Source organism: Vibrio sp. MOR3, from assembly GCF_001557775.1.
In the GTDB taxonomy this organism is placed as follows: domain Bacteria; phylum Pseudomonadota; class Gammaproteobacteria; order Enterobacterales; family Vibrionaceae; genus Vibrio; species Vibrio jasicida.
Genome location: NZ_LNRD01000001.1, coordinates 346,975 through 373,856, shown reverse-complemented (window position 1 = coordinate 373,856; position 26,882 = coordinate 346,975). Strand labels below are relative to the sequence as shown.

General features: G+C 45.2%; 19 protein-coding genes and 1 pseudogene. 6 read left to right on the top strand and 14 right to left on the bottom strand.

Features of this window, described 5'->3' with window-relative positions; genetic code table 11:
* Positions 1 to 73: 73 nt before the first annotated feature.
* Positions 74 to 1,009 carry an ADP-ribosylglycohydrolase family protein gene (locus tag ATB76_RS01635; RefSeq protein ID WP_061034467.1) on the top strand — a complete coding sequence of 312 codons (936 nt, stop codon included), beginning with the start codon at positions 74 to 76 and terminating at the stop codon, positions 1,007 to 1,009.
* A gap of 62 nt (positions 1,010 to 1,071) precedes the next feature.
* Here ATB76_RS01635 and ATB76_RS01630 read toward each other — a convergent pair whose 3' ends face one another.
* On the bottom strand, positions 1,072 to 1,983 hold the full coding sequence (locus ATB76_RS01630; protein ID WP_038870406.1) for a DMT family transporter: 912 nt from the start codon (positions 1,981 to 1,983) through the stop codon (positions 1,072 to 1,074).
* A gap of 548 nt (positions 1,984 to 2,531) precedes the next feature.
* Positions 2,532 to 3,188 (bottom strand): hypothetical protein, encoded by a 657-nt coding sequence (locus ATB76_RS01625; RefSeq protein WP_038870404.1) that lies wholly within the window; start codon positions 3,186 to 3,188, stop codon positions 2,532 to 2,534.
* A gap of 286 nt (positions 3,189 to 3,474) precedes the next feature.
* Here ATB76_RS01625 and ATB76_RS01620 point away from each other — a divergent pair, with 286 nt between their 5' ends.
* Positions 3,475 to 4,380: a LysR family transcriptional regulator gene (locus ATB76_RS01620; protein ID WP_038870402.1), complete on the top strand. Its 906-nt coding sequence runs from the start codon at positions 3,475 to 3,477 to the stop codon at positions 4,378 to 4,380.
* A gap of 47 nt (positions 4,381 to 4,427) precedes the next feature.
* Here ATB76_RS01620 and ATB76_RS01615 read toward each other — a convergent pair whose 3' ends face one another.
* From ATB76_RS01615 to norV, 5 genes and pseudogenes are all read right to left on the bottom strand, one after another.
* Positions 4,428 to 5,423 (bottom strand): efflux RND transporter periplasmic adaptor subunit, encoded by a 996-nt coding sequence (locus ATB76_RS01615; RefSeq protein WP_038870400.1) that lies wholly within the window; start codon positions 5,421 to 5,423, stop codon positions 4,428 to 4,430.
* On the bottom strand, positions 5,423 to 5,746 hold the full coding sequence (locus tag ATB76_RS01610; RefSeq protein ID WP_005441217.1) for a DUF3302 domain-containing protein: 324 nt from the start codon (positions 5,744 to 5,746) through the stop codon (positions 5,423 to 5,425). The genes ATB76_RS01615 and ATB76_RS01610 overlap by 1 nt, the downstream gene beginning before the upstream one ends.
* 663 nt (positions 5,747 to 6,409) lie before the next feature.
* A complete protein-coding gene (locus ATB76_RS01605) occupies positions 6,410 to 6,748 on the bottom strand; it encodes a DUF1971 domain-containing protein (RefSeq protein ID WP_038870398.1) in 339 nt (112 codons plus the stop codon).
* A gap of 42 nt (positions 6,749 to 6,790) precedes the next feature.
* Positions 6,791 to 7,939, bottom strand: coding sequence for an NADH:flavorubredoxin reductase NorW (norW, locus tag ATB76_RS01600; RefSeq protein ID WP_038870396.1), 1,149 nt, complete (start codon positions 7,937 to 7,939; stop codon positions 6,791 to 6,793).
* An 11-nt stretch (positions 7,940 to 7,950) separates the two neighbouring features.
* A pseudogene (gene norV / locus ATB76_RS01595) lies at positions 7,951 to 9,450 on the bottom strand (anaerobic nitric oxide reductase flavorubredoxin); the annotation flags it as partial.
* A gap of 190 nt (positions 9,451 to 9,640) precedes the next feature.
* Between norV and norR the strand changes: the two are divergent.
* The 3 genes from norR (at position 9,641) to ATB76_RS01580 (ending at position 12,608) form a co-directional block, all read left to right on the top strand.
* Positions 9,641 to 11,173: a nitric oxide reductase transcriptional regulator NorR gene (gene norR / locus ATB76_RS01590; protein WP_038870393.1), complete on the top strand. Its 1,533-nt coding sequence runs from the start codon at positions 9,641 to 9,643 to the stop codon at positions 11,171 to 11,173.
* Between the two features lie 97 nt (positions 11,174 to 11,270).
* Positions 11,271 to 11,918, top strand: coding sequence for an HAD family phosphatase (locus tag ATB76_RS01585; RefSeq protein WP_038870391.1), 648 nt, complete (start codon positions 11,271 to 11,273; stop codon positions 11,916 to 11,918).
* A gap of 156 nt (positions 11,919 to 12,074) precedes the next feature.
* Complete coding sequence (locus tag ATB76_RS01580) at positions 12,075 to 12,608, top strand: cytochrome b (RefSeq protein ID WP_038870389.1); 534 nt, start codon at positions 12,075 to 12,077, stop codon at positions 12,606 to 12,608.
* A gap of 51 nt (positions 12,609 to 12,659) precedes the next feature.
* Here the strand turns inward: ATB76_RS01580 and ATB76_RS01575 are convergent, their stop codons facing one another.
* The 3 genes from ATB76_RS01575 to ATB76_RS01565 form a co-directional block, all read right to left on the bottom strand.
* Positions 12,660 to 13,967: a dicarboxylate/amino acid:cation symporter gene (locus ATB76_RS01575; protein WP_061034466.1), complete on the bottom strand. Its 1,308-nt coding sequence runs from the start codon at positions 13,965 to 13,967 to the stop codon at positions 12,660 to 12,662.
* Positions 13,968 to 14,050: 83 nt separating this feature from the next.
* On the bottom strand, positions 14,051 to 15,280 hold the full coding sequence (locus ATB76_RS01570) for an NAD(P)/FAD-dependent oxidoreductase (protein ID WP_038870385.1): 1,230 nt from the start codon (positions 15,278 to 15,280) through the stop codon (positions 14,051 to 14,053).
* Positions 15,281 to 15,498: 218 nt separating this feature from the next.
* A complete protein-coding gene (locus ATB76_RS01565) occupies positions 15,499 to 19,122 on the bottom strand; it encodes an Ig-like domain-containing protein (protein ID WP_061034465.1) in 3,624 nt (1,207 codons plus the stop codon).
* A gap of 612 nt (positions 19,123 to 19,734) precedes the next feature.
* Here ATB76_RS01565 and azu point away from each other — a divergent pair.
* The gene (gene azu, locus ATB76_RS01560; RefSeq protein WP_005441233.1) at positions 19,735 to 20,187 is read left to right on the top strand and encodes an azurin; all 453 of its coding nucleotides are present in this window, start codon (positions 19,735 to 19,737) and stop codon (positions 20,185 to 20,187) included.
* A gap of 69 nt (positions 20,188 to 20,256) precedes the next feature.
* On the opposite strand, the gene ATB76_RS01555 is transcribed toward azu, so the two are convergent.
* The 4 genes from ATB76_RS01555 to ATB76_RS01540 all read right to left on the bottom strand — a co-directional run bounded on the left by ATB76_RS01555 (position 20,257) and on the right by ATB76_RS01540 (position 26,875).
* Positions 20,257 to 22,323, bottom strand: a complete 2,067-nt coding sequence (locus ATB76_RS01555) for an EAL domain-containing protein (protein ID WP_061034753.1) — start codon at positions 22,321 to 22,323, stop codon at positions 20,257 to 20,259.
* A 387-nt stretch (positions 22,324 to 22,710) separates the two neighbouring features.
* Positions 22,711 to 24,753, bottom strand: coding sequence for an EAL domain-containing protein (locus ATB76_RS01550; RefSeq protein WP_061034464.1), 2,043 nt, complete (start codon positions 24,751 to 24,753; stop codon positions 22,711 to 22,713).
* A 271-nt stretch (positions 24,754 to 25,024) separates the two neighbouring features.
* Positions 25,025 to 25,873 carry a mechanosensitive ion channel family protein gene (locus ATB76_RS01545; RefSeq protein ID WP_038881031.1) on the bottom strand — a complete coding sequence of 283 codons (849 nt, stop codon included), beginning with the start codon at positions 25,871 to 25,873 and terminating at the stop codon, positions 25,025 to 25,027.
* Positions 25,874 to 25,969: 96 nt separating this feature from the next.
* Positions 25,970 to 26,875, bottom strand: coding sequence for an OmpA family protein (locus ATB76_RS01540; RefSeq protein WP_045423819.1), 906 nt, complete (start codon positions 26,873 to 26,875; stop codon positions 25,970 to 25,972).
* Positions 26,876 to 26,882 lie beyond the last annotated feature (7 nt).

Genomic DNA, 26,882 nt, shown 5'->3' with positions numbered 1-26,882 from the left:
CAGAAAAATTTCCCTACAAAACCAAGAAACTGTGTAAGACTTATTGAGTAGCCCTGTTGACAAAGGTGGCAAGATGACTCATAGAAACGCTCGCTCTCTTCATGCCATTATCGGCGCACTCGTCGGTGATGCAGCATCTCTCGGATTTCATTGGCTTTACGATCAAGAACTCATCAGGCAGTTTGGTTCTCCACATCCGGAATTTCATCAACCTAATCAAACTGAATACCATGACAAAGGTTATTTTGCCCACGGTAGCAAGCAAGTCGGTGATCTCACCCACTACGGCGCGCAGCTTGTTGCCATGTTAGACGCTCTGGTTCAAACCGGACACTACGACGAGGCGCGTTACATTCGCTCGTTTCGAGAATGGTTTGATTTTGGTGGTAAATGGCAAGGCTATACAGACAAACCGACAAAGCAAACACTGCTCAACATTCATGCATTAGAAGACAAAGAACTGCGTGTGACCTTATGTGGGGCTGACGACACGCAAAACCCTGCACTATCTAAGCTTCCGCCGTTGGTGGCTTTTCATTCCGATGATGACAAACTCGCTAAACTGGTCGATTCCGCAGTGCGGGTTACCAATAACAACGACACCGCAGTTATGTATGCCCAAGCTATCGCAGTGATGATTCAGATGGCGTTGCAAGGCGCTGCGCCCAAAGCGTGTGTGATGGCAGCTCAGACGGTTTCTCCAAAGATTGCTAACGATATTCAACGTGCAGAAGCGATGAGCGGCAGAACCGCCACCAGCGTTGCGGAGTCCGTTGGGATGCATTGCGGTTTAGACGCTTCATTTGTGGTGATTTGTCATTTGTTGATGAACTCAGAAAGCTACGAAACCACCATGCGTGAGAACATTTACTGTGGCGGAGATTCAAGTGGACGAGCTATTCCGCTCGGTGCCATTCTTGGGGCAAGTTACTACGACACACCAATGTCGATTCCAAATCACTGGATGGATAAAACCGCACTACCTCGCCGTTTACTGCAGTGTTTATAAAAGAAGGGGATGTTGCGGATTCAGGGCAAAAAAAGAGGCCCATGAGAGCCTCTTGCTATGCGTTACTCGGCGGGTACTGCCACTGAGCGGAACTTGAAAAGCTTCTTAGGAGCTTTGGTTAACAAAATGCCAAACATAAGAGGTAGCATTAAAATAATCGACTGCTCTGAAAGCATTTCTCCATTAATAAACGCGGATAGGAATAACGCGACCAAAGGGAAAATCAGAAAACAAATCGAAGCTTGAAACGGTGTCGAAACCTGACCAAGTTTAAAGTAAGCCACAATACCGCCGACACTTGCCACAAAGCCAAGATAAACCACCGCTAGAACTGAGTCGTAAGTAAACGCCAATACATCAATTTGCTCAAAGACTGCTGATAAAGCAAATAGTAGAAGAGAAGCAATAAAACAAGGTAGTGCATTATAAGTCAGCACCTGAATGTCCTTACAGTATTTTTGAACTAGCACATACATCACTGCATGCATCGCCACCGCGAGAGCTAATGACATCGTACCCAGTAAGTAATCTTCCCCACCCAGTTGCATCTCGTTGCCCAAAATCAGACAAAGACTTACCACTGCCGTCAACAAACCAAACACTTGGTGACGCGCTAAACGCAGCCCTAAAAACAGGCCAGACATTAGCATCACCGCAACCGGCATGTTGGCAAAAATAATCGATGCAAGACCCGATGAGATGTATTGCTCTCCGTAAATCATCAGAGTAAACGGCATCGCAAAGTAGAAAACAGCCACGATAAAAATCCAATGACGTTTACCCTTTGGGAACATCAAAGGTTGTTTGAATGCTTTTGCCATCACAAACAGCAAAGGCGCAGCAAGGAAAAAACGCATACCTGTGGCAAGAACAGGGGGAATAGAGTGCAATGCGACTTCCATTGCGAACCAAGTGGTTCCCCAGATCAAACACACGGACAGAAAGAGTACAGCAGTAAAAGATTTTGAATTCATGACGACGACTTACTTAAAACATTTAATATTCACTGGCTTGTTTCACCAGATTGACGTGCCACATTTTAAAAATTTCCATCTAGAAATGTTTTACCATTTACAAACACTATTTAAATAGATATGGAAATTTATTCTACAAAAACATTAATTAGAGAAAATTTATTCCACAAAAAAGACACATGGCAATGTCATTGTTTTATTTGTGGTTTTAGAAAGCTATAAAGTGTGCGATCCAAGTTGAGCGCAGTAAATCGTTCTAAATGGAGTTTATCCTTCATAAATCACATGTACTAACCACTCCATCACCTTAACGGCGTAGTAGTGTGATGGCTGGCAATATATATTAAACCAATAGCATATATAATTCTTTAGCAATCCTTAACGCTCTGACTGAGCTTCGCCCTAGCCTGAGCCAATGCAGGCTAGGATATTTTTTTAGGGTTCGCACAGACAAGTAAAGCTGTCAGAGAGTCTCAGCAAAGTTAAAAATGCACCTGTCATTAACTGGTGCATAAAGCGAAAGGTTGAATACTGACTAATCTAAAAGACTATAGAGATTCAAAGCCAACACTAGCTTCCGTATAGCCTTTTCTTTCTGAGTTGTAGTCGATAGCAACATTCAAGTGACCTGATAGTTCACCTTCTGCGGCATAAACTGGGCAAGTTGCAACATGCGAAAGGTACGTTGCCTCTGTCGGCTTCATAAAGTAGTAAATTTGCTGCAACTCACACTCACCTACGCTCTTACCAGATGACTGAAGACTTGCTCTTTGCTGATGAAAGTTAGGAGCAGCATCTAAAAGGTAGCTTGGTGTTAGCGTGTAGATATGAGTCTGGTAGATATCGGTAAACTCGTGGCCCGCTTTGTACATTTGGCTGCCCATATCGTAAACGACGTTTAAGTGCCAATAAGCAATTTCGGATTCATCCGTAACTTGCGCATCAGGTTTTGAGTACATACAAGTAATCTGGCTATGTGGGGTTTCCATATCTTGATCAGCCATGTGGCCTCTCTTGATAGACTGGATACCACAACGATGCAGCGTAAAACCAGAAGACGCCATACGATCATGGATTTGATGAGCAGATTCAAACTTTGTATGTACTCCCTCAGGCGTGCTACTGGTGATATCAACTGAGTTGTTGGCATGAGCTTGTAGGCTAATACCAGCGATGAAGACGACTGCAACTTTTATATTTTTCATAGTAATGTTCTATTCTCCTCATTAGATTCGAGAGGGAAACTAACTCACCAAACAAATATGAAACAACTTTAATATAAAAATTTGTGATATTAGATCCATATATCAGGACTAAAATTACCACAAAATCATATAAAACCCTTTTTATTCATATAATTAACAGCAAATCAACTCAGTAAAAGCCTGTTTTATTCTCCCTTCTAGAACGAACGCTTGCCAAATGTGCTTAAACTTTATTTTACTTTCATAGTCTGCTTACAATGAAAGATAACCAACTGAGAGAGCATGTATGGACCTTAACTTGTTAAAAACGTTTGATGCGGTCATGAAGTCAAAAAGCGTCAACGATGCCGCTACCGCGTTAAACATCACTGCGCCCGCCGTGAGTCACGCACTCAACAAGTTAAGAGATCAATACCAAGATCCCCTCTTTGTTCGTCAAGGCAGAGGTATCGTGCCGACGAATTTCGCGATTGAGTTACACGCAGAAATCAAAGAGCCTTTGAGCCTATTGATCAACGGTTCGAAATCTCGTCAAGAATTCACGCCAGAAACCAGCCAACGCACGTTTCGAATCTCTAGCCATAAAGATATCGATTTAATGCTCGTGCCAGCCTTGGCGAAATACAAATCTCAGCATGCGCCATTGGTGTCTATTGAAGCGGATGTGGAACACTTGAACGAACAAGACCGCCAAGACGATTTAAGACGCCGACGCGTGGATGTGATTCTTGCTACCGTGCCTTTGACGGATCATGGTTATCACAATGAATTGCTGTTTGAACAGGAACTTATGGTGACAGTAAGCCAAGATCATCCTCGTATTCAAAACACGCTAACGTACGACGACTTCATGCGTGAGTCTCATGTAACTTGGCGAACGCAGCGGCTCAACACCAACGCTTTAGACTCTTTGATCATCGAAGATACGCTTCCCCCGAGACAAGTGGCTTATTCCACCGGCTCGACCATGACAGCACTACAGTTAGTGTCTCAAACCGATTGGATATGCGTTACCTCGCGTTGGTTCTCTGACAACTTGGCAAGCAAGCTCGGATTGAACGCTTTCCCTTTGCCCTTTGAAGCCAATAAGGTACCTATTTACATGACGTGGCACCAATCACAAAAGAACGACAAAGGGCATGAATGGCTAAGGAATGCTATTAAACAAGCGGTCACTCAATCCATTGAGTAACAGACGAGCAATAGAGGGCAAAACCTGCAGCTTTGCCCTTGATGTCATTAGCCTTCGAATAACCAGTTTTGCCAACTCTGCATTCTCAGAATCACTTTACGTACGATGCTGAACATTTCCCATTTAGGTGAGTACACCGCGACGTGTGCATCTGTGCCGGAGGGCAATGGCATGTCTTTGACTAAGTCTGGATTATCCAATTCCACTTTCACTAAGATTCGGCCACCAGCAGGAATTTGCTCTGGGTACTTCATGTTGCCTGAAGGTGATATCGCGCCTTGAGCAAAAATGTCATTTACTTGTGTCACATGGGCCTTGTAAGCATGGCCGGGAATGGTATTGAAGGTCACTTCTGCCGGATACCCGACTTTCACATATCGTGCTGGTGCTTGTTTAAATGCAGCAAACAGCTGTTTGTCTTCTTTGTGAACGAAGGTCAGGTTGCCTTGAAACGGCACAATACGACTCTTCATACCCGGACGCAGCGCCACTTGCGTGACATACCCATCCGTTGGTGCGGTAACGGTGGTTTTGCTCAGATTAAACTGTGCAACTTCGAGCTCTGATTGGTATTTGCTTTGATTGGCTTTTTGCTCAAGCAATTGGTTCTCAATGTTGTCGATTTTCTCTTGAGAAGAGTAACCTTTGCTGCCCAGCTTTTTGTATCTCGCTAATTCAGATTGGTAAAAATCAATCGCTGATTCCGTGCGTTTGATGTCACTTTGAATACGGTTCACTTTGTCTTTAAATGGCGTGTCGTCAATTTGGTAAAGTGGGTCACCCGCTTTCACTTGCTGGTTTCCTTGCACATACACTTGGGTAACCATGCCTTCTACTTGAGAAGTGATTGGCGTCGTCACGCTATACAAACGCGCCATACGAGAAACCGGTTGATACATCGCCATGTAGAGAAAAATCCAACCAACGATGAACATGCCAATGACCGACGCCGTGGTGAGTGTCCACTTGGTTTTAGGCACACGAAATACTCGAAACACGATAACGCACAGCGCTACGTAACTTAGGATGATGAGTGTTTCCATTATTCTTCCCCTTTCGCTTGCTCAAGTTGATTGATGCGGGCTAACAGCTGCTCGTAATCTTGTTGAGATATCGAAGGCTTAGCACCTAACCAGTTTTTCTTCTCTCCGTCGTACATGGTTGCCCAGATCCAAAGGAACGGCCAAATCACATGAAGGAAGAACAAGCTCACCCATCCCGCAACATGAATCGCATCGGCATGAGGGTGGTTACGTTTTTTCGCAATTTCGTAGGGAATATCGTGTAGGGCAATCAATCCAAAAATCAGAATCAACAGCACCACAAATAAGATCGCCAGAGAGGCGTAGTCCAGGGTTAAATTCATTGTGGAAGCTCCTAGTTTAAGACGTTCTAGACGTTTAAGACGCACTAAACACTGCTAAAACGTAACTGAGTGATGACTTTCCTTAAGCTTGTCGCTCCGTCGCAATGAAGAAATAGTAGGATGAGGCTTACATCAGGACTATTGATTCCTGTTTAAATGACAGTTTAGTGATATTTAATTGTCCATAAAATCATCAAGTTAGACCTCTATACCCATTCAAGTTCTGAATAGTTTCATAATAAGCAGGACAGGATCGAATCTCGCTTTCTATAGATAGAAAAAAAGCGATACCAATATTGATATCGCTTTGGATAAGGTTGCAAGACCAGTAAATATTCCGAAAAAATCGATTGGACCCCTCCATCTCTCTAAACGGGTATTAATAACCCGGCACAAGCAACAAACCTAAAATCACTTTTATTCTTTGACTGTTCAAAATGGAATTGAAATTATGTTATAACATAACACTTATTCAATTGGCTGACAGTTATTGCTTAGTGATAAGAGTCACAGAACAAACCCGTGAAGAATTTAAAGTGCCCCAAAGCATACATATAAAAAGAGCAGAGACGAATCTCTGCCCTTTTACCTACGCTTAATAATTAAGCTTGATAGAAAACACTTCTTCCCGACAAATTAGCGCTGTATTAACTTCTGTATGCGTTATTTCTTCGCGTGGAACATCGCTTGCCCACTCTTGTCTTTATTCGACCAGAAATTGATGTTGAACTGAGCATCATCGCTCATCTCAATACGATGCCAGTACTGCGGTGGGCTGGTAGCAAACTGGCCTGCATTAATCACCACCACTACTTCTGCTTCTGTGGCGTGTTCATCAGCAAAGCCGTAGTAAGTCACTTGCCCTTCCATGACACACAACTGTCCAAACACACCCTCAGCGGTATTGTGATGAGTCAGTAGCGCTGGTGGCACATTGTCTTTAGTGAAGAAAGGCGTTGAACGTTGAACAGTCCAGTCTTTAGGAATTCGTAGATGCGACATAATGATACCCTCTCTAATTACAATTCTTTTCGTTTAAATCGGTTAAGCCTGACCGGCTTGAGACAACTCTCGAAGTAATGGAAATGCTTGCGTAACTTGTTCTCCCGTCACGACGAAGCCCATGAGTCGGCTATTTTCATCTTCTGCTTTCGCGGCAATGCCAGTTTGAGAAATCTGCACGATCCAGTTCGTCACCGAACTAAAATCGCCTGCCAATTGAATTGGGTAGCTCGGTGTTTTCACCTTTACCATCATAGGCGGTAGTTTCAGCTCTGCTTCTTGCCCTAGTAGCTGTTTGCCCAAAGCATTGGCACTTAGCACGATCGGTTGGAGATAAGGCATCATTCGACCTTGGATCTCGGCACAATCGCCCAATGCAAATATATTGGCAACTGATGTCTGTAATCGGGCATCTACCTCGATGCCTCTGTTCACGTTCACCCCACAAGCCTTCGCTAACCAAGTGTTAGCACGTAAACCCGCAGCTGAAATCACTACATCGGCTTCGACTTCTTCACCTTTGCTCAAACTCGCCACCAGCGAATCATCTGAGTGATTGATCGCAACAACCCCAGTCTCCAACGCAAGTTGAATACCTTGCTGCTTAAGTTGGTTTTCGAGCGGCAATGCGACGAATTCAGGAATCAGGTTACCGAGCACACGGGCATTTGGCTCAACCACCGTAACCGCTTTACCACCGGTTGCGAGATCCATGGCGATCTCCACGCCGATCAAACCACCACCCATCACTAGAATTCGTTTCGCACGGCTGATTTGCTCTTCTGCTAATTGATATTCTTGTAGCGAGTTTAGCGTTATCACCTCAGGTGCTGCATCACCAGATATTGGCGGCACAAAGGCTTTCGCGCCTGTCGCAAACACCAGTTTGGAGTAAGGATAGGTTTGGCCGTTGACTACCACTTGCTGAGCTTGCACGTCGACATGCTCAATCATGGTATGGGCGAACAGTTCGATGTTGTGTTCCTGTGCGAACGCCTCACCACTTTTGACCACTAAGTCTTGGGCGGTTTGCTTGTTGCTGAATACATGACTCAAATCAGGCTTGTTGTATTCAGCGCCATCATCGGCAGTAAACACTTGCAATGGAATATCTGCGTCCATGCGACGCACAGTTTTCACCAATTGGTAAGCGGCAAAGCCACTGCCAATAATTACAATAGGTGCTTGCATATTCCCTCCTAACCGTTGTATTCAACGAAAACGTCTTTACCTAAATGGCATTCTGGGCACAAGAAGTAATCTGGCACTTCCGACCAAGCTGTACCCGGTTCAACACCTTGGTTAGGCTCGCCTTGAGCTGGGTCGTATACCCAATTACAAACGGTGCAAACCATGCATTGACAATCTGCAGGATGCGCCTCTGTACTAGGGTTGCTAGGAGCAGCATCTACTACCGCTTGTGTTGTCGCTGGCGCAGCGGGTTGTGATTGAACTTGTGGTGCGGACGCAGTAATCGCCGGAGCAAGAACAGGACTAGTCAGGTCATGCTTTGCCCACAATTTTGCGATGTTCTTACCATGTTCGCGGCACTCACGCATCGCTTTACCATCTGGTCGCCATTTGGTTTTCAAACTGACTGCAGTTTCAAAGCCTGCATCAGTTAATCGAGCATGGATACGATCCACCGCGCCACCATTCCACCCGTAGCTACCGAATGCAGCGGCTTTTTTAGCTTTAAAACGTAGACCAGTAATTTCTTCTAGCATGCCAGCGATCTTAGGCATCATGACGTTATTCATAGTGGACGAACCAACCAAGATGCCTTTTGAGCGGAACACATTAGCTAGGATTTCATTTTTGTCATGTTTAGAGACATTGAAGACTTTAACCGCCACGCCAGGGTCAACATCGTGAATGCCCTGCGCAATGGCATCTGCCATCATTCGAGTGTTATTTGACATGGAATCGTAGAAAATCGTAATGCGATCTTCTTGATAATTGTCTGCCCACGCTAAGTATTGCTCGATAATTTGAACGGGATTATCACGCCATACAATACCGTGTGAAGTTGCAATCATGTCGACAGGCAAGTTGAAGCTCAGCACTTCTTTGATTTTGGCTGTTACCAAGCTGCTAAATGGCGTTAGGATATTTGAGTAGTAACGCAAACACTGTTCCATCAACTCATTTTGATCCACTTCATCATTGAATAAGCGTTCATCGCAGTAATGCTGACCAAATGCATCATTACTGAATAACACCGCATCGCCAGTTAGATATGTCATCATGCTGTCTGGCCAATGCAGCATCGGCGCTTCCACGAACACCAATTGCTTACCGTTACCAATATCGATGCTATCGCCCGTTTTTACGGTTTTGAAGTTCCACTCAGGATGGTGGTGATGACCCACAATCGAATCAATCGCCGCTTCTGTACAGTAAATTGGCGTGTTCGGAATCTTCTCCATTAATGCCGACAATGCACCTGAGTGATCTTCTTCTGCATGGTTTACCACGATAAAGTCGATAGTCTTAAGGTCGATTTCCATCTCTAAATTTTGGATGAATTGTTGACTGAATCGATGATCGACCGTATCAATCAATACGGTTTTCTCTTCACGAATTAGATAACTGTTGTAGCTGGTACCTTTTGTCATTTTGTATTCTGTACCGTGGAAGTCTTGAACTTCCCAATCGCGTTGACCTACCCAGTGGATGTTGTTTTTTACGTGAATTGTCATAATTACTACCTTGAATGACGGGATAAACAAAAATAATTTCTTCTTGTATTGCACTGGGCGTGCCAACTTTTAATTCCATTATATTTCAACAATTTAATTAAAACTCAACTTTGACAACTGTCATTTAGACACAGTTGAAAATTGTCATTAAGACACTACAATAGTCATATTGACACAATCGGTATTGGCTATGACTTCTTTAATCGCGCAATGGCTACACATCACGCAAGACCTTAACTCGGCGCTCACTCAACAGGCTCGCTTCGATACGTTATTAACCACGATTCGAGACGTATTGAAGTGTGACTCTTCTGCCCTTCTTTTGTATGAAGACCAGCACTTTAAACCTTTAGCGATCAATGGATTGGCGAAAGAGGTCCTTGGACGCCGTTTCTCTATTGAGCAACATCCAAGATTAGAAGCCATTGCCCGAGCAGGCGATATCGTGCGCTTTCCCTCCGACAGCGACTTACCTGATCCATACGATGGCTTGATTCCAAACCACGATGACAAACTGCATGTCCATTCCTGCATTGGTTTACCTCTGCTGATCGACGATCAACTGATTGGTGCCATTACGATTGACGCCTTCGACCCCAACCAATTTGATGGGCTACGCAACCAAGAGTTACGTTTTGTCAGCGCATTGGCAGCAGGTGGCTTACACACTGCGCTCCTGCTAGAACAACTAGAGACACAAGCGAACCTGCCACGCGACTCTTACGCCGAGAAACGCACCTTAAGTAATGAAATCATTGGTAACTCTCAGGGCATGAAAAATCTTCAAGAACAGATTGATGCAGTCGCCGATACTGAATTGTCTGTGCTAGTGATGGGAGAAACGGGCGTGGGTAAAGAGTTGGTTGCGAGCGCTATTCACCATCGCTCTAGTCGCTCTAGCAATACTTTGGTTTACCTCAACTGTGCGGCGCTGCCGGAATCAGTCGCGGAAAGCGAGTTGTTCGGCCATATCAAAGGCGCATTCACAGGCGCAATTAGTAATCGTAAGGGTAAGTTCGAACAAGCCGACGGCGGCACACTATTTTTAGATGAAGTCGGCGAACTGTCGTTAGAGCTGCAAGCCAAGTTACTTCGAGCCCTACAATACGGCGACATTCAACGTGTGGGTGATGACCGCCATATTCGAGTCAATACACGCATCGTCGCCGCCACCAACCGTATATTGCATGAAGAAGTAACCGCTGGGCGCTTCCGAGCCGACTTGTATCACCGTCTAAGCGTCTTCCCTCTTCATGTTCCGCCTCTTCGTGAACGTGAAGACGATGTGGTGTTATTAGCGGGCTTTTTTGCCGAACGCTTGAGAAGCAAATTGGGATTAAACAGCATTCGTTTGTCTCCCACTTTGGTGCTGGCACTCAAAGACTATTCATGGCCAGGCAATGTGCGGGAACTTGAACATGTCATTAAACGTGCTGGTGTTTTGGCAAAAGCGCGTACTCACGCCATGGACATTGAGTTAGTTGAGCAAGATTTTGATATTAGAACGCCGAATCAGAACATCAAGAACGTTGAAGAAACGGAACAAAACTCTCGGCTTGAGCTACCAGAGAGCGGATTGAAGCCTGCCACAGACTCATTCCAAAAAGCAATGATTGTTCGAGCACTGGAAGAGAACCAAGGCAACTGGGCAGCAACGGCACGTCAGCTTGAATTAGATAACGGCAATTTACACCGATTAGCGAAACGCCTAGGGATAAAATAGGGATTGGGTAAAAAGCGTGTGAGATGGTGGAATTACGCAGGAAAATCGATCTTGCTTGTGTCAAAATGCGCCATCTCAATCGACAAGTCATAAAGTAATGAATTATCAAGCTGCTATTTTTGACATGGATGGTTTGCTCCTCGATACGGAACGTGTCTGCATGCGCATTTTCCAAGAAGCGTGTGAAGCACAAAACCTCCCATTCTATAAAGACGTTTACCTTTCAATCATTGGTCGCAATGCAGCAGGCATTGAAGTGATTTTCCGCAAAGCTTATGGGGATGATCTTGACCGATTGCACACAGAGTGGCGTGACCGATACGATGCAGTGGTAAAACATCAAGCGATACCAGTGAAAGATGGCGTAGTTGAATTGCTAGAGTGGTTGAAGGAAAAAGGCATTCCTACCGCAGTGGCAACATCAACAGCGAAAGAAGTAGCACAGAAGAAGTTGGAACTGGCGGGCCTAAGCAAGTATTTCGACAACTTAACGACAGGCTGTGAAGTGTCACACGGCAAACCAGATCCAGAGATCTACCTGCTTGCGGCAAGTCGTCTAAACGTAGATCCAACCAAATGTATCGCGTTTGAAGATTCCAACAATGGCGTACGTTCTGCAGTAGCGGCGCACATGGTTACTTTCCAAATCCCAGATCTTGTTGAACCTTGCGAAGAAGTTCGTGCCTTTGGCCATGCGATTGTTCCTTCCTTGAATCACGCATTAGCTGATTTAAAACAGGAATAACCCGTTTCCTCTCATCTAACTGACTAAAAACGCTCCATCTTTTGGGGCGTTTTTTGTGGATAATATTTACCCAACTTTACACATGACTGTGTAGTTATATTCACAACATTAATAGATAATCACTCGCATAACCATACATAAAACGAGGATTATATTATGCTCAACAAAAAGCCATTAACTTGGCAAACTATCGCTTTGCACTGGGTAACTGGACTTGCTTTTATCGGGGTGTTCGCTCTAGGGCTTTACATGGTCGATTTGCCACGCAGCCCAGAAAAGTTTGAATGGTATGGCATCCACAAATCACTAGGCGCTATCATTTTAGTTGTCGCTCTTATCCGTCTAGTGTGGCGCTTAAAAGAAGGCGCTCTGCCACCCGCTTCAGAAATGCCTGCATGGCAAGATAAAGCGGCCAAAGCAGTACACGGTATACTTCTGCTCGCTACTTTGGCAATGCCTATCTCTGGCATCGCAATGAGCGCTGGTGGTGGCCGAGCGGTCGATATCTTCGGTTGGGTTATTATCGCTGAAGGTCCAGAAACCCCTTGGCTTCAAGAACTCGGCTCAACCATTCATCACTCTGCAGTGGAAATTCTGATTGCTGTGTTTGTTCTTCACGTTGCTGGCGCTATCAAACACCAAGTGGTCGACAAAGATGGCACCATTTCTCGAATGCTTGGTCGCTCGTAGAATCGATATAGATACAAAAAACGCACTCTCAATTGGGAGTGCGTTTTATTTTTAGCTCATCAACATCTCTGAAGAATCGAGCGATTGAGGTTCTACCGTCTGCTTCTTCTGCCAGCGGTCGATCACAAGCGTCGCAATCAAATCCCCTTCCACATTAACAGCGGTGCGGAACGTATCCAACGGTCTTTCTATCACCAATAAAATCGCAATCGCTTCCAGCGGAATACCCGCCGCTAGCAACACTAACTGCATCCCCGACATGGAGCCCGAAGGCATGCCCGGCGCACCAACTGAAGAAACCATTGCCATGATGAAGATCATCACCAATCCAGTGGTACTCAAATCCACACCAAACAACTGAGCTAGAAAAATCGCAGCGACACCTTCAAATAACGCGGTGCCATCCATGTTCATTACAGAGCCGAGTGGCAACACCATGCTGCTGACTTCTGGCGCGACATCTAAATTGTCTTCCGCACTTTGCTTTGCCAAAGGCAGCGCTGCCGCACTTGATGACGTTGCAAACGCCATGACCAATGGTGCTGAAATCGCTTTAAACAGCGCAGCTGGAGAGATACCCGTCATTACCTTGGCGATGGTTGGTAACACGACTAACCCGTGCACCATAGTGAGGGAAAACACCAGTAACGCAAACAACGCGAGTTGCTGAATCAGATTCCCACTTGAAGTCAGCGTGATATCAAACACGATCGCAAAAATAGCAATCGGAGACAGTTTAACGATGCCTCGAATCATGGTGTTGACGCTTTTGTTCAGCCCCGAAATCACCGCTAGCAACGGATGACCTGACGGAACAGAAAGCAAAATCGCAACGCCTGCCATAAAGGAGAAAACCACGATCGCCAGTAAGTTGCCATTCGCCAGTGCAGCAAACGGATTCACCATCGCCATCTTAACGAGATTAGTGAGTATGGCGGCACCACCAGCGCCTTGCTCGTCAATCAAATGGACATCACTACCCACAGAAATGCTTTGGCTAAGTGGCTCCCATGCAGGTAAGGCTAACGACGCCCCAAGCCCTAAACTAATGGCAATTAAGGTGGTGAAACTGTAGAAGAGCAGTGTTCGTCCACCCAGCGCTTTAAGGCGAACGGTTGAACCAATATTGGTGATGCCTTCGACAAGAGAAAACAGCACCATCAAGCCCACCACCATTTTCAGTAAGCCGAGGTAGACCGTTTTGCCCAACATTAGAATTTGGTAGTAATCACTCGACAGTAAAAGCGATTTGTCTGCCAACCCATGGTCGACTAAAAGAAGGATGGCTTGAGCCCCACCCCACGCAAGTAGGGCAGAAATAAGAAGTTGAACGGGCAAAGAGAGTTGCAAATGACGCATAAAAAACACCTAGCGCCACAAATCCTGATGATTTGGGCGCTCGATAAAAATGAAAAAATGGAAGTGAAGAGTCACGGCTTGGATTAAGACCAAGAGCCTTTGTAATATGGGTTCAATAAACCTTTTACGCGTTTAAGCACTACCAAAGCCGACACTCGGAACCAACCGAAAATAACGCGCTGATGCAGCCTAAAGATCGTGTCGTACAAGCGGCGAACGTAGCGTCCACGCAATACGACTTTATCATTCATCAATGCGCCAACCGCGTAGTCATGTCCAAGAGCCACCACCATTCCGCCGTCTTTGAATACAAACGGTTTTAACTCTTTGCCTTTCACCAAGCGTTTAAATTGCTTCGCCAAATGCGCCGCTGCTTGGTTGGCAACTTGAGCTCGTGGTGGCACGATGCTTCCATCTTCTTGTGGGCATTCAGCGCTATCACCAATGACGAACACGTTTTCATCAAGAGTGGTTTGCAGTGTTGGCAACACTTTAAGTTGGTTAATGCGGTTGCTTTCAAGACCATCAAGATTCGCTAACCAATCCGGGCATCGAATCCCTGCCGCCCAAATTTGTAGATCCGCAGGAATGACTTCATTTTCCGTCACAATACGGTCTGCTTCTGCACGCTGAACTTTAGTGTTTAAGCGAACGTTAACACCTTGCTTTTGTAGCTTCTTCAATACTTTTGTAGACATGCACTCAGCACTTGCAGGTAACACACGATCTGCCGCTTCGATGAGTGTAATCGAAAGCTGAGTATCATCTTGATAGCGGTTTAATTGCTTGCTGACTTTCGCCCATTCGGCCGCCAACTCAACACCAGTTGCGCCAGCACCCACGATAGAAACACGATGTGAACCACCGTTCGCTAGCATTTGTTTCATCTGTTCCCAAGCTTTTTCTGCTTGAGAAGCCGAATCTAAGAACAAACAATGATCGCTTACGCCCGGAATTTTGAAATCGTTACTGATCGCGCCAACGGCAATCACGAGGTAATCGTATTTCAATGTTTGCTCTGGAGAGAACTCAGCGCTCACCGTAATGGTTTTATTTGCTCGGTCTAAGCCTGACATACGAGCTTGAACATATTGGTAACCGTGACAAGCAGCATGAAGACGAAACGCAACCGAATCGAGCTCATTATCAAACGTGCCCGCCGCAATCTCATGCAGTCTTGGTTTCCATAAGTGATGAGAAGATGGCTCAACCAAAGTAACGGTATGGTCAGATTTGCCAGCAAAACTGCTCGCTAAACGCGTGACCATTTCTAGACCCGCAGCACCACCACCGACAACAACAAAATTCGACATACTCCCCTCCCGGAAACCATCCATCGAAAGATAAAAATCAAAAACGCAGCAAATACGTTTGGAATGACGGGCATTATATTGAGTTGCAAATAAATGATAATAAGCAGAAAAAGAAAATAACTATTACGGATTTGTAAAAATCCAAACCTAATGCGAAAAACAAAAAAGCCATCACTTTTCAGTGATGGCTTTGCTTCATCGATGTTGCTTTATCTTAATTAGCGAGGATCAAGACCTAGCTTTTGTAGTACCAGTTTGAAGTTCTCGCGGCGCTCTTTCACGTTGTGAACATCACCTGTCGAACACGTCAGATCCGGACAGCCACGGTTAACGATGCCTGAAACGTCATCGATAAATTGAGAACCTTGCAGGCCACTGTCCACGTACTTCTTCAGCTCGTTGTGGTAGTTCCAATCAGCGTACTGACCGCCTTCATCGTTGTATGCCTGAACTGACGTTACCCAGTAGAACAGACCTGCGATCCACTTGATCTCTTTGTTCTCTTCCGAGCTACAAATCAGACCTGGGTTAGAACAGAAGTCCAGCTCAGCATAAAGTGGGTTCGCCGGTGGCGCTTCTACCGTTACGCCGTCAATTGTCTTACCAATGTTTGATGGGTCAACGTGCGAACGACCTAGGTAGTGGTTAAGCGTACCGAAGTTCTGACGACCGGTGGTTTGGATAACACCACGACCCCACCAGCCACAGCCTTCAACGCTTTCTTGGCTGCTGCCGTCCCAAATGAACTTACCTGCTTTCTGACCAACGTAAGTCTTACATTCGTCGCGTTCCCACACTTGCTTAGACGTATCTACGCTTTCTGGAACATCGTTACAGTGACCGTTGTTTGTCCAACGACCTGCTGCACCGTTCACCAATAGGCCGCGCTCTTCAAGTACTGCATCAGGTGCTGCAAAAACTGGAGCTGGAGCGCCATACCATTTCGCATGAGTCAGAGCACTGACTTCCATCTTGTCATCACGAGGACAAGAGTACGCATGGTCCAAACCAGAAACTGGGTTTACGCCGTAATCTGCGTATTTCTGACCCAATTGACCACAGCTTGCTGTCATTGGGTAATCCGCAGGCGCGCCGTATTTCACTTCAGACCAGTTGTTTTCATCACACGCGTTGTAGCGGATGGTCTCTTGCATACTTTGCGCAAGGAACGCAGCAATCGCGACTTTCGCGTATTTGATGTTGGTTGCGTCATCAACTTCATCGTTCATTAGCCAGAACTTGTTGCCCGCTACACCAATGTTGTGCATTGCGTTCAAGCCATCTAGGAAGTCGTTCCACTTGTAAACCGTTGACGGAACCCACTGAGATTGCGGTGTTTCGTATAGGAAGGCTTCGTTATCCATCACGCTTTCAGCATTTGCTAACTCTTGGTTTAGCGCTTCAATGCGAGTCAATGAACCTTTCTCTAACTCTTCACCTACGTAGTACAGTGGCACTTTCGCCGTTTGGTAAAGCTCAATCTTGCTGGTTAGGGCTTGAGAGTCTTGATCAAACATCAATGCAAATACGTTGCTGTACGCGGCTTTACGGATTTGCTGCTCAGTTTGCGTGTTGCCCATGAAGTAGTTTGCAGTTTGCTCTGTCGGCATGTTCGTTAGCATTGCAGGCGCATCAACGTAATCTGTCACCTGTTTTACGTATTCAAGTGCGTGATGCCACTGATCACTAGTTAGCGCAGCAGTCGCGTTTGATTTAGTAAACGCTACAAAGTCAGCTTTGTTCGCAGCATCTGCTTTGTAAAGCTCAAAGCTATCAAGTAGATCTGCCGTGAAAACAGACGCTTCATCCCATACAGACTGACGACCAGAGTGGGTATCGTAAGCAAACTCACCAATGCTTAGTGACCAACCAAATGTCGCTTGTGGCGCAAGGGTTGTGAAGATCAAGTTGTAAGCATGTGCCCAGCCTTTCACGTCATCGCTCAGTGCGTTGACCGCATCAATATCAATACGGATACCCGTGATATCAATGGCATTCGTCAATGCTTGTTTAACCGCAACGGCAACAAATGACGCACCTTTGTCTTGCGTAGCGAGATCCAGAACATCCGATTGAATCACGATAGATGCTGTACCCGCACTCTCTGCTTGTTCGATAGCCGACACAAATGAACGTGTCAGTTGTTCTAGGTCTGTTAGCGCATCACTGTTGCTTGCTGCGATAGTGAGCGTGCTTGGCGCTTGAGTGGATGGGCTCGCCACTACGAATGTATTTGGCCAACCTGCCACTTCCAGGCGCACTGGGTCCATTGGGTTACGCAGTGATAGTGCTGGCGCTGTACCCGGCTCAGTACCATCACAGTTTAGATGTAATGACCACGAGCTATCGCTGCCAGGAACAGATTGCGTCCAGTACACCGCTGAGTAAGCAATGTTCTGGTGAACCATAATGTCACCGCCTGTTGCGTGATCACCACGAGTCCAGTCTGGGTACACATTAAAGTCAGCACACAGTCCACCTGTTGGCGGAGGTGTCGGTGTTTCTACTTTTTCAACTGTGATGTTTACACGTGCTGTCGCCGTTAGGTTCTCAGCATCCGTCGCAATCGCTTCTAGCTTAACTGCACCAACTTCTGACGCCGTCCAGTTACAAGAGAACTGGTTTGTGGTTGCTGCGTTGAAGTCACAGATTTGCTTGTTGTTTGCTTTCACGACAACGCGAGACAAATCGTCATCAGCATCCGTTGCACGAACAGAAATCGAAACCGCTTCACCTTTTTCAAACTTAGAACCGTTCGAAGGCGAAGAGAAGCTAACTTCTGGCTTAACAAAGCTTGGCGCTGCTTCAATAGCAACAGTGATACTGCGTTGTTCAACCATTTGGTTATTCTTATCAAGAACCACCACTTTCAGTGTCGCATTGCCCACTTCATTTGGCGTCCAAGATTGAGAATACGTCGTTTGACCTGCAGAGATGTTACGTTGACCTAACTTGCGGTCATTCGCCCAGAACTCCAGCTTAGAGATCAATTCACCATCAACACGGGCTTTGATCGTCGTTGCCTGACCCACCATCAATGTTTGACCTTGTGTAGGTGCGACGAACGTCAGCTCATGCACTTCTGGTGTCACAGGTGGTTCAACTGGCTTCTCTTTTACTGAAATGCTGACTGCTTGTTGCTGGGTTAAACCTGTGGTGTCTTCCACTACAGCTTTGATCGTGTGAGCACCTGCACCAACAGATGTCCAACTCGCTTGGAATGGAGCTTGTGTTACGCGAGCTACTTGTTTGTTGTCGACAAAGAAAGTCACCGCTTTAACGCTGGTATTAGTCGCCGTTACGTTTGCTAGCATGGCAACCGCTTGACCTTCTTCAAACTCAGCGCCGTTCACTGGCGATGCCAATTGAAGAGAAATTTCTGGTTCGCCAACTTCGCCTTCATCGTCAGCAATCAGACGAATGGTATTTTGAAGAAGTGTCAGATCCAACACGCCGCTCACACCTAGCGTTAGCTCGATACGTTCACCTGCAGGAAGTTGAGATTTCACCCAGCTACCGCTATCAAAAGCCAGCGCAAGCGTGTTCTTGAACAGGTTACCCTGTGCGTCGCTGGTGAACTTCATACCTGGGTAGCTGATGCCCGTCGCAGACCAAGATGGTGTCGACATAGATAGGTTTGAATCAAACGTCACTTTTGCATCACGCAGTTCAACTGGCTTTGAACTGTCGTTCGTTAGGATCACTTTGTAAGTGTTCCACCACTGGCTTTCTGAGCCGACGATAGTTGCGTCTGTGATCACTCCTGCGTGTACAGCAGGCAATCCCATACCGATCGCCAGTGCTAAAACACTTGGCATGATCGCTAGCGTATTCTTTCTCATAATTAAGGACTTATACAAACAACAATAAAAAGGAACAGCATTATAGAGGGGGACTTTTTTCGCGCCGCAGCGGACAGATGTAACCAAATGTAACTCAACTTACAGGTGTAAAAGTGCCAAAAATAAAGCGTCTTTTTACGTCAATTTGACGACATTTCGCGCGCAATCGATAAGCAAACATAAACCTGGGACTCTAGTTCAATTTTCTGAAAGTGTGCGCGAGATAAAACAAATCAATTTATCCGTTTCTACAAATAGTGTGATTTGTGTTTTTTACGCCTTTATGCAACTGAAAATCAATAAGTTACAGAATAAATACAGTTGAAATACTTAGTTACATGTTAGCGAAAAAAACGCCAAAGCTAGAGCGATATGAGAGCACAAAAGAAGTGCCTGAAGCGGTTATAAAGATCGTCTTCACACTTCTTAACTGAAGCGCTAAAAATAAGGTATATGAATGATCATCCAGTGAAAACGATAAGTATAACTTTGCAACAAAACGTCAATATCCGGATTGAAGCACGGTTTCAGATTGAATATTCGATGATAATGAGATGCATTGGATCGGTTTGAATCCAAGTCAGCCCAAAAATAAAATATGGAGAGTGTTATATGTCTTTACGTTTAGTAGCAGCAACCTTTGCACTAGTTGGAATGAGTTTTGGCGCACAAGCAAGCGCAGAGTGTGAAGTGTCGATCGATGCTAACGATATGATGCAGTTTTCAACCAAAACGTTGAGTGTTCCAGCAACGTGTAAAGAAGTAAAACTGACGCTGAACCACACAGGTAAGATGCCAGCGCAGTCAATGGGTCACAACGTGGTCATTGCAGACACGGCGAACCTACAAGCAGTAGGTACAGAAGGCATGTCAGCAGGTCTTGAAAACAACTACGTGAAACCTAACGACGACCGTGTTTACGCATTTACTAAAGTGATCGGCGGCGGTGAAAGCACCTCTATCACGTTCAGCACAGAGAAAATGACTCCGGGAGGTGATTACTCGTTCTTCTGTTCTTTCCCTGGTCACTGGGCAATTATGCAGGGTAAGTTTGAGTTCAAATAAGCGTTCACGCTCGAACTCAAGCCTCTGAAAAAGAAAAGGGAAGCCAAGATAAGTGGCTTCCCTTCTTAATTAGGAAGAATAATGGTCGTAATCGCTGTGCTCTTCTAAAGTTGAAAAATTCAGGGTAAGCACGTCTTCAAAAGGCATCGGCTTATAAAAGTAGAAACCTTGAATCAAATGAATGTTTTGTTCCGCCATAAACTCCAACTCTGCTTCGGTTTCTATCCCTTCAGCGACGGTTTCTGCCCCCGTAATTTTGACCAATTTGGCCGTTAGCCTAAACAGTTCGCGACCATTTTTATTGTTGAGATTCAAAACTAAAGAGCGGTCAATTTTAACTTTATCGAAATCGTACTTAGACAAGTACCCAATTGAAGAGTACCCAGAACCAAAATCATCTAACGCAATCTTCACTCCAGCCTCACGGAGCGAAGTCAAGACTCGGTGGGTACTGTGTTCATCTTGAATCAGCATGTCTTCCGTGATTTCGAATTCCACTTGAGAGTAAGACAAAGCACTTTGGTTAATCATACTCAGCACTTTTTCCGTAAAATCAGGGACAAGACAGGTCTCTGGTGACATATTGATTGAAACCTTAAAGTTAGGCGAGTCTGCTAAAGGAGCGCTCTCTTTTAAAGCTGTTTCAACCACCCACAAATCCAACTCACTCATTAACCCCACTTTGGCAAAGTCATCTAAGAAAGTAGGAGGCGAGATCTCACCCGATTCAGAACGGTGCCTAATCAACACTTCAAGAGAACGAATCTCACCTGTCCGCGTGTTTACTTGAGGTTGGTAATACAAGATAAACTCACCGTTATTTTTTAGGTCAGTAATTCGCTTTTGTGCCGCAAATTTACTCGTAATCTCGGGGAAAAAAGCCCCTGCCGATTTACCACTTTCAACACCTTCATAATTAAAGAAATCATCAGAAAGTGACTTAGCAAATGATGCATTAGCATTCCCGATATTGTCCATCTGTTTAAAGAAGGGATAATAGATTATGACACCGACTAAGATAATGATCAGCTGTAGCACCGCGCCTGTCCACGTAGAGCCAGTGCCAACATATCCACTCATCAAAGGTGGCGTCATCCAACTCATGATTTCCGTCATTGGTGCCACCAAGCCAAGCGCCGTTGCCACATAAGCAATGACAAGACCAACAACAGGTGCAATCAAGAACGGTACGATCAACAAAGGGTTAAACATAATTGGCAGCCCAAAGATAATCGGCTCATTAATGTTGAAAAAACTTAAAATTAAAGCTGCGGTTGCCAACGCTTTGTAGCTGCGGTTTTTAGTGAGAAATAACATACAAAGCACCAAAGAAATGGTGTTTCCTGCACCACCCAAGCCCGCATAAAAATCGAAGAAGTTGGTCGTCAGTATCGGCAATGGCGTTCCGAGCAACTCATGATTTTCTATCGCTACACGTGTCGCTTCATACAACTCCGCTTTATATGGCGCAAAAATAATGTGCCCATTAATACCAATGGACCAAAATAGATTACGTACCAGCTCGTAAATAACACCATCGGAAAGAGAGTATGGGTCCAGATTTGGCAATAAAAAGCCAGCAATATCAGCGGCACAGAAAACGCGTCCTAGCACATAGCCTAATAAGGTATAACCAACAACCAACACCGTCGTTGCCATGATCAAGTTGTAAGACTGGTCGACAATATTAGGCAGCTCCGACCGCATAAACCATTTGCGGTTTTGCATTGCACGGACAGACCATCCCACCAAAATAGGAATGATGATTGCCAGTGGGTAATTGCTCGGTACGACCGTTCCTTCTTGCAGCAGCCCCCACTCATTACACACGATGAAATAGATCATCAACGAAGGCGTAATAACATTAACCCGTGAGACTTTTAACAGAGAAGAAAGAAACTGCGAGAAGTAAACCAATAACAAGATTGGGAACAGTTTCCAGATGATAGAACTCGCGGCTCCAACCGTGGTACCCACTTGCTCGTAACCCGCCATCATAAAAAAATTGCTCAACAAAGTGCTGAATGCGGAAATCAATGACACTGGGAGCAACATGACCAGTACATTACATAAGCCATTTATGTACGAGTTGGAGGAAATTAAAGTAAAAAGCCGATTTACGTATCGATTGTTCATTTGGCTAATTTTATCCATTAGTAAACGACTCGATGAGCCGCTCAGGAAGTTCGCCGCAATTAAGGTCCGTTTAATTTGTATCGCAATGAGGGAGAGTTTCGACAGACAGTCGATGACGGTATCATTCGAGTAACAAAGCGTTGATCGTTCAACGTTGCGAATAGTCACTCAACAAAGGTAGCCATGGCCAACTTGTTGTTATCTACCAAACCAAAAGAGCGCGGACTAGGACGACCGACACTCTCTTCGTTTAGATACAACCCGCTGTTTCTTAGGTCAGCGTGGTTTGTATTTTTGCATGCTAATTAAGCAAGGAGGCGCACATTATCGCCAACAAGCCCCTCTTTCCACTCGACTTTTTAATTGTGACGATAAAAAACAGCACTGTTATTGCTCGCGTAAAATATCCGTAAGAGGAAGTGGACGAGTAAAGAAGTAACCTTGCGCTTTATCGACACCACAACCTTTCACAAAATCGTACTCTTGTTGGGTTTCCACCCCTTCTGCGACCACTTCGCAATGCGTAATATGGCCCAGTTTCGCTACCAATTCATATAAGTCTCTGCCTTTTTGATCATTGGCATCCAGCAGTAGCGAACGATCCAGCTTGATCTTATCAAACGGGTACTTTAGTAAGTGCGGGAACGACGCATAGCCGGTGCCAAAGTCATCCATAGCGATACGAATGCCCTGAGCTTGCAGCGCTTCCATAGTTTTAATTAAGAACACCTTATTACTAAGAATCGCCTCTTCTGTGATTTCAATTTCCAACCACTGCGGCGAGATACCATAATGAGTTAGTCGCGATAGTAAGTGCGGGACAAATTCTTCTTGCTCGATCGTAGCGACTGCAATGTTGATGGCAATTCGACGATCTTTTGATAACGTCATTTTCTGCATGTCTGCCAGAACTTTCTCAATCACGAGCTTGTCCAGTAATGGCATTGAGTTAAGCATTTGGAAGTCACTCACAAATGTCGGAGGGTGCAGTTTCCCTTCTTTATCAATGTATCTAAGCAAGGCTTCATAAGAGAAGATATTGACGTCACTGGTCGACTGGAGCTTTTGATAAAACATGACCAACTCCCCTTCCCTCAAAATCGAAGTCAGTCGCTTTTGTGCTGTCGATTTACTAATGCTTGAGTTATTCGAATCACGAACGTTGTTAAGCAAGGTTTTGAACAGCGAACTCTCAATGCCTGTGTAAGCCGTATTCGCACGAAACTGCGCAGAATACTTGCCGGCGTAAGCCAAATAAAATGGCCGATAGATAAAGACACCAAGGACGATGATCAATAATTGCAATAATGAGCCTTCAATCTGATTCCCCATCGCGACATAACCACTGAACAAAGGCGGCGTCATCCAGTTAACAATATTTTCAACCGGAGGAACAAGCCCTGATGCAATTGACCCGTAAGTGATGAGAAAGCTCAATAGCGGTACCAGCACAAAAGGCACAATCAACAATGGGTTGAAAATAATCGGCAACCCAAACAGCAAGACTTCATTGATGTTGAAGATCACCAGCGGGGTTGCTGCTAACGCAAGCATCTGGTGGTTACGTTCTTTGGCAAACAGCAACACGCACAACAATAGGCTGATGCAATTACCAGAACCACCCATCGACATAAACGCGTCGTAAAAACCTTGGCTAATTACATTTAGAGGAGCGTCACCGGCTTGCCACGCGAAAACATTTGCTTCTGTAGCGGCGTAGATTTGCTGCTTAATGGCAAACAACAAGTTATGCCCATTGATGCCGATTGAGCCTAAGAGGCCTAGTACCGTTTGGTAAATAATCCCGCCTTTTAGCGTGAGAGGGTCCACACCCAGTCCGCGAATCATCCCACCAAATAGAGCCATAATGAATGCGGTTAGTCGCGATACTGCCAAAGCAATCAACACAAACAGAAAGAAGTGAACGACATGCTTGAGCAGACGAGATGAGAAATCCAGCGCTTGTGGCTCTAGCAAGCGTATTTTGAAAACGCAGCAATAGACATACGTCATCATCGCACTAAACAATGCCAGTAGTGGGTTGTTTGGCAGCATATAAGTCGCAGACAAACTGCCGTTTTCTATCGAGATCAAGTAGAACATGATCAACGAGTAAATAATGAAGACGGCACTCGACACATTGGTTTTATGTGACAGGTAATAACCCGCCACTACACAAAATGCGCTTGGGTACAGATTGATGAGGATATCTGACAGATGAAATAACATCTGTGATAATTCTACCCATCCTGAGAGACGGAACGCGTGGCCTAAAAAAACGGCAAGTGCATTTGATAGAGTCAGGGGTAACAACAAGAGTGCAATAGAGGCCAAATCTGTTAGGTAGGATTTGGACCCTGCACGCCATTGCCCTGTGAGCGCCGATAAACGTTGAAAAGGCGCAAAAGTAAAATTTAAGCCAGTTTGCATGAAGCATCTTATAGTAAAACGGGGGGCAACTGCTGTGTAAACAGTCGTGAGTGCAAGCGCAGCTAAAGAAATCGACTATCTGTGTAGTCTTAGTGGGTGTTTTATTTGTAAATCCATCAACAAACGAAGTTACGTTGCGGGCGTAATTTATCGATTATATGCGCTTCGATCCATTAAGATTATTTATCGTGACGATAAGAAATATACAAATATAACCCTCAGTGTTGACTAGTGAGGGTTAATATTTGCTAGATGATTATTGAGCGAGAACTTAATGCTCAGGATTCATTGGAAATCGCTGCTCATAAAGCTCCATAAAGTCTTTACGAATCAGATGCTCTAAGTGGTTTGCTTTATCTGTCGGGCAGAAAATCATGATATGCAGAATTTGCTCACCATTAATGTTACTTGAGATGTGGATGTGCGGCTCAGCGCCCGGTAGATCAACACCAGCGTGCTTCTCAATCATCGCGTTGTAACGGTGAGCGACGTCGGCGAAGTAACTGCAATGCTCATCAATCTTATCGGTCAACAAAGGCAAAAGTGGGTAGAGATTGACGAAATCTTTCACCACAACAGAAAAGTCATGGTACACGTAACGCTTCATGAAATTGAGGTTCTTCACTGGGTAGGTGAAAAACATACTGTTAGGCAGCGTCGCAGTTTTCCCCGTGAAGTGGTATTGACCATGATGCAGATCGATTTCTTGAATCACTGTCGCCATCATGTTGTGTTCAATGACCTCACCACATAGCTTTCCGACTTCAATCCAGTCACCAATGCGAAACGAGCGAGAACTTGCACGCTGGATTGACCCCGTAAAACACAAGATGATCTCTTTGGATGCCACCACAATCGCGACAGCAATCGCCGTAACACTTAGAGCGAACTCGCTGATTTCTGATTGCCATAAGATGAACAACAGAATCAAGGTGATAGCAAATGTGCCGTTTTTGGTTCTCGACATCCAACTGCGTTGTTCTTCTGTAATAAAGGCATCGTCGCCACGGATTCGAGACAGAATCAAACGACGTAAAAGAATGATGAACAACAGAATTAATGCGGAAAATAAAATTTTATGAGTGAGAAGAAAATCGACGACTAACTGCACTTTCTCCATTACCCGACTCCCTGTTTGGTTTAGAAGGTTGACCTTTCATGCTAGCTATCACTAAGAAAACAGATAGAGAGCTTGCGAAAGGACAACCTTACCAAATTATTCAGTCGGTTGTCCCAATTCGCTTTCTTTAAATACGATAAACGCTCGGCGGTTTAAAGCATTGGCTTCCGGAGATTCTTCATTGATCACAGGTTGAAGTTCACCAAAGGCTTTTACTTCCCAAACAAACTGTGATGGGTCAAGTTTCGTCTTCAGGTATTCCACTACAGCCTGAGCACGACGCTCTGCAAGTGCTTCATTGTATGAACGAGCACCGACTTGGTCAGTATGACCAGCGACCATAATGCTACCCTCTAAACCTTGCAGTTTTGCGATGAAGTCATCTAATTGTGAAAGGTCTTCCGGTTTTAATTTCGACTTATCGAAATCGAAGTGCGGTGTCATCGCCATGTAAACCTTACGCTCTGCTTTTGGCGGCTCACAGAAAGGCATTTCTTCATATTTCTTCGCCTCTTCAAACATTACGTAAGCGCGACGGTTTTCTGCCCGCGCTTGATCAGATTTACCCAGCGCCAGTGGCTGCGACTCACCAAAGTGTTTCACTTCCCAATCATATTGCTCTGGGTCGAGTTGTTGCTGTAGATATGCTTCTACCGATTCAGCGCGGCGCATAGACAACTTCTCATTGTATTCGTCAGAACCTTTAAAATCGGTATGACCGACAATCGTAATGCGTCCACTCAAGCCTCGAATATCACGGATGAACGCGTCTAGGCTTGCAGCATCAGCTTCACGAATGATGGATTTATCGAAATCGAAATGTTCAGCAACAGCGATATGAATTTCACGCTGCGGTGCTAAACACTCACTGATTAAAAATTTGGAGACATTTAAGTCTGCAAATTTATCTCGGTTCTCTTGGCTAACGTAAGCATCTGCTGCACAGCCACCTAATAATGCTGCGGCCATAATTCCGCTAACTAAACGCATCGTCGTTTTCATGTGACCC

Excerpts from the sequence above, each read along its gene's own strand:
- ATB76_RS01635 (WP_061034467.1), top strand. The coding sequence starts at position 74 with ATGACTCATAGAAACGCTCGCTCTCTTCATGCCATTATCGGCGCACTC.
- ATB76_RS01630 (WP_038870406.1), bottom strand. The coding sequence starts at position 1,983 with ATGAATTCAAAATCTTTTACTGCTGTACTCTTTCTGTCCGTGTGTTTG.
- ATB76_RS01625 (WP_038870404.1), bottom strand. The coding sequence starts at position 3,188 with ATGAAAAATATAAAAGTTGCAGTCGTCTTCATCGCTGGTATTAGCCTA.
- ATB76_RS01620 (WP_038870402.1), top strand. The coding sequence starts at position 3,475 with ATGGACCTTAACTTGTTAAAAACGTTTGATGCGGTCATGAAGTCAAAA.
- ATB76_RS01615 (WP_038870400.1), bottom strand. The coding sequence starts at position 5,423 with ATGGAAACACTCATCATCCTAAGTTACGTAGCGCTGTGCGTTATCGTG.
- ATB76_RS01610 (WP_005441217.1), bottom strand. The coding sequence starts at position 5,746 with ATGAATTTAACCCTGGACTACGCCTCTCTGGCGATCTTATTTGTGGTG.
- ATB76_RS01605 (WP_038870398.1), bottom strand. The coding sequence starts at position 6,748 with ATGTCGCATCTACGAATTCCTAAAGACTGGACTGTTCAACGTTCAACG.
- norW (WP_038870396.1), bottom strand. The coding sequence starts at position 7,939 with ATGCAAGCACCTATTGTAATTATTGGCAGTGGCTTTGCCGCTTACCAA.
- norR (WP_038870393.1), top strand. The coding sequence starts at position 9,641 with ATGACTTCTTTAATCGCGCAATGGCTACACATCACGCAAGACCTTAAC.
- ATB76_RS01585 (WP_038870391.1), top strand. The coding sequence starts at position 11,271 with ATGAATTATCAAGCTGCTATTTTTGACATGGATGGTTTGCTCCTCGAT.
- ATB76_RS01580 (WP_038870389.1), top strand. The coding sequence starts at position 12,075 with ATGCTCAACAAAAAGCCATTAACTTGGCAAACTATCGCTTTGCACTGG.
- ATB76_RS01575 (WP_061034466.1), bottom strand. The coding sequence starts at position 13,967 with ATGCGTCATTTGCAACTCTCTTTGCCCGTTCAACTTCTTATTTCTGCC.
- ATB76_RS01570 (WP_038870385.1), bottom strand. The coding sequence starts at position 15,280 with ATGTCGAATTTTGTTGTTGTCGGTGGTGGTGCTGCGGGTCTAGAAATG.
- ATB76_RS01565 (WP_061034465.1), bottom strand. The coding sequence starts at position 19,122 with ATGAGAAAGAATACGCTAGCGATCATGCCAAGTGTTTTAGCACTGGCG.
- azu (WP_005441233.1), top strand. The coding sequence starts at position 19,735 with ATGTCTTTACGTTTAGTAGCAGCAACCTTTGCACTAGTTGGAATGAGT.
- ATB76_RS01555 (WP_061034753.1), bottom strand. The coding sequence starts at position 22,323 with ATGAACAATCGATACGTAAATCGGCTTTTTACTTTAATTTCCTCCAAC.
- ATB76_RS01550 (WP_061034464.1), bottom strand. The coding sequence starts at position 24,753 with ATGCAAACTGGCTTAAATTTTACTTTTGCGCCTTTTCAACGTTTATCG.
- ATB76_RS01545 (WP_038881031.1), bottom strand. The coding sequence starts at position 25,873 with ATGGAGAAAGTGCAGTTAGTCGTCGATTTTCTTCTCACTCATAAAATT.
- ATB76_RS01540 (WP_045423819.1), bottom strand. The coding sequence starts at position 26,875 with ATGAAAACGACGATGCGTTTAGTTAGCGGAATTATGGCCGCAGCATTA.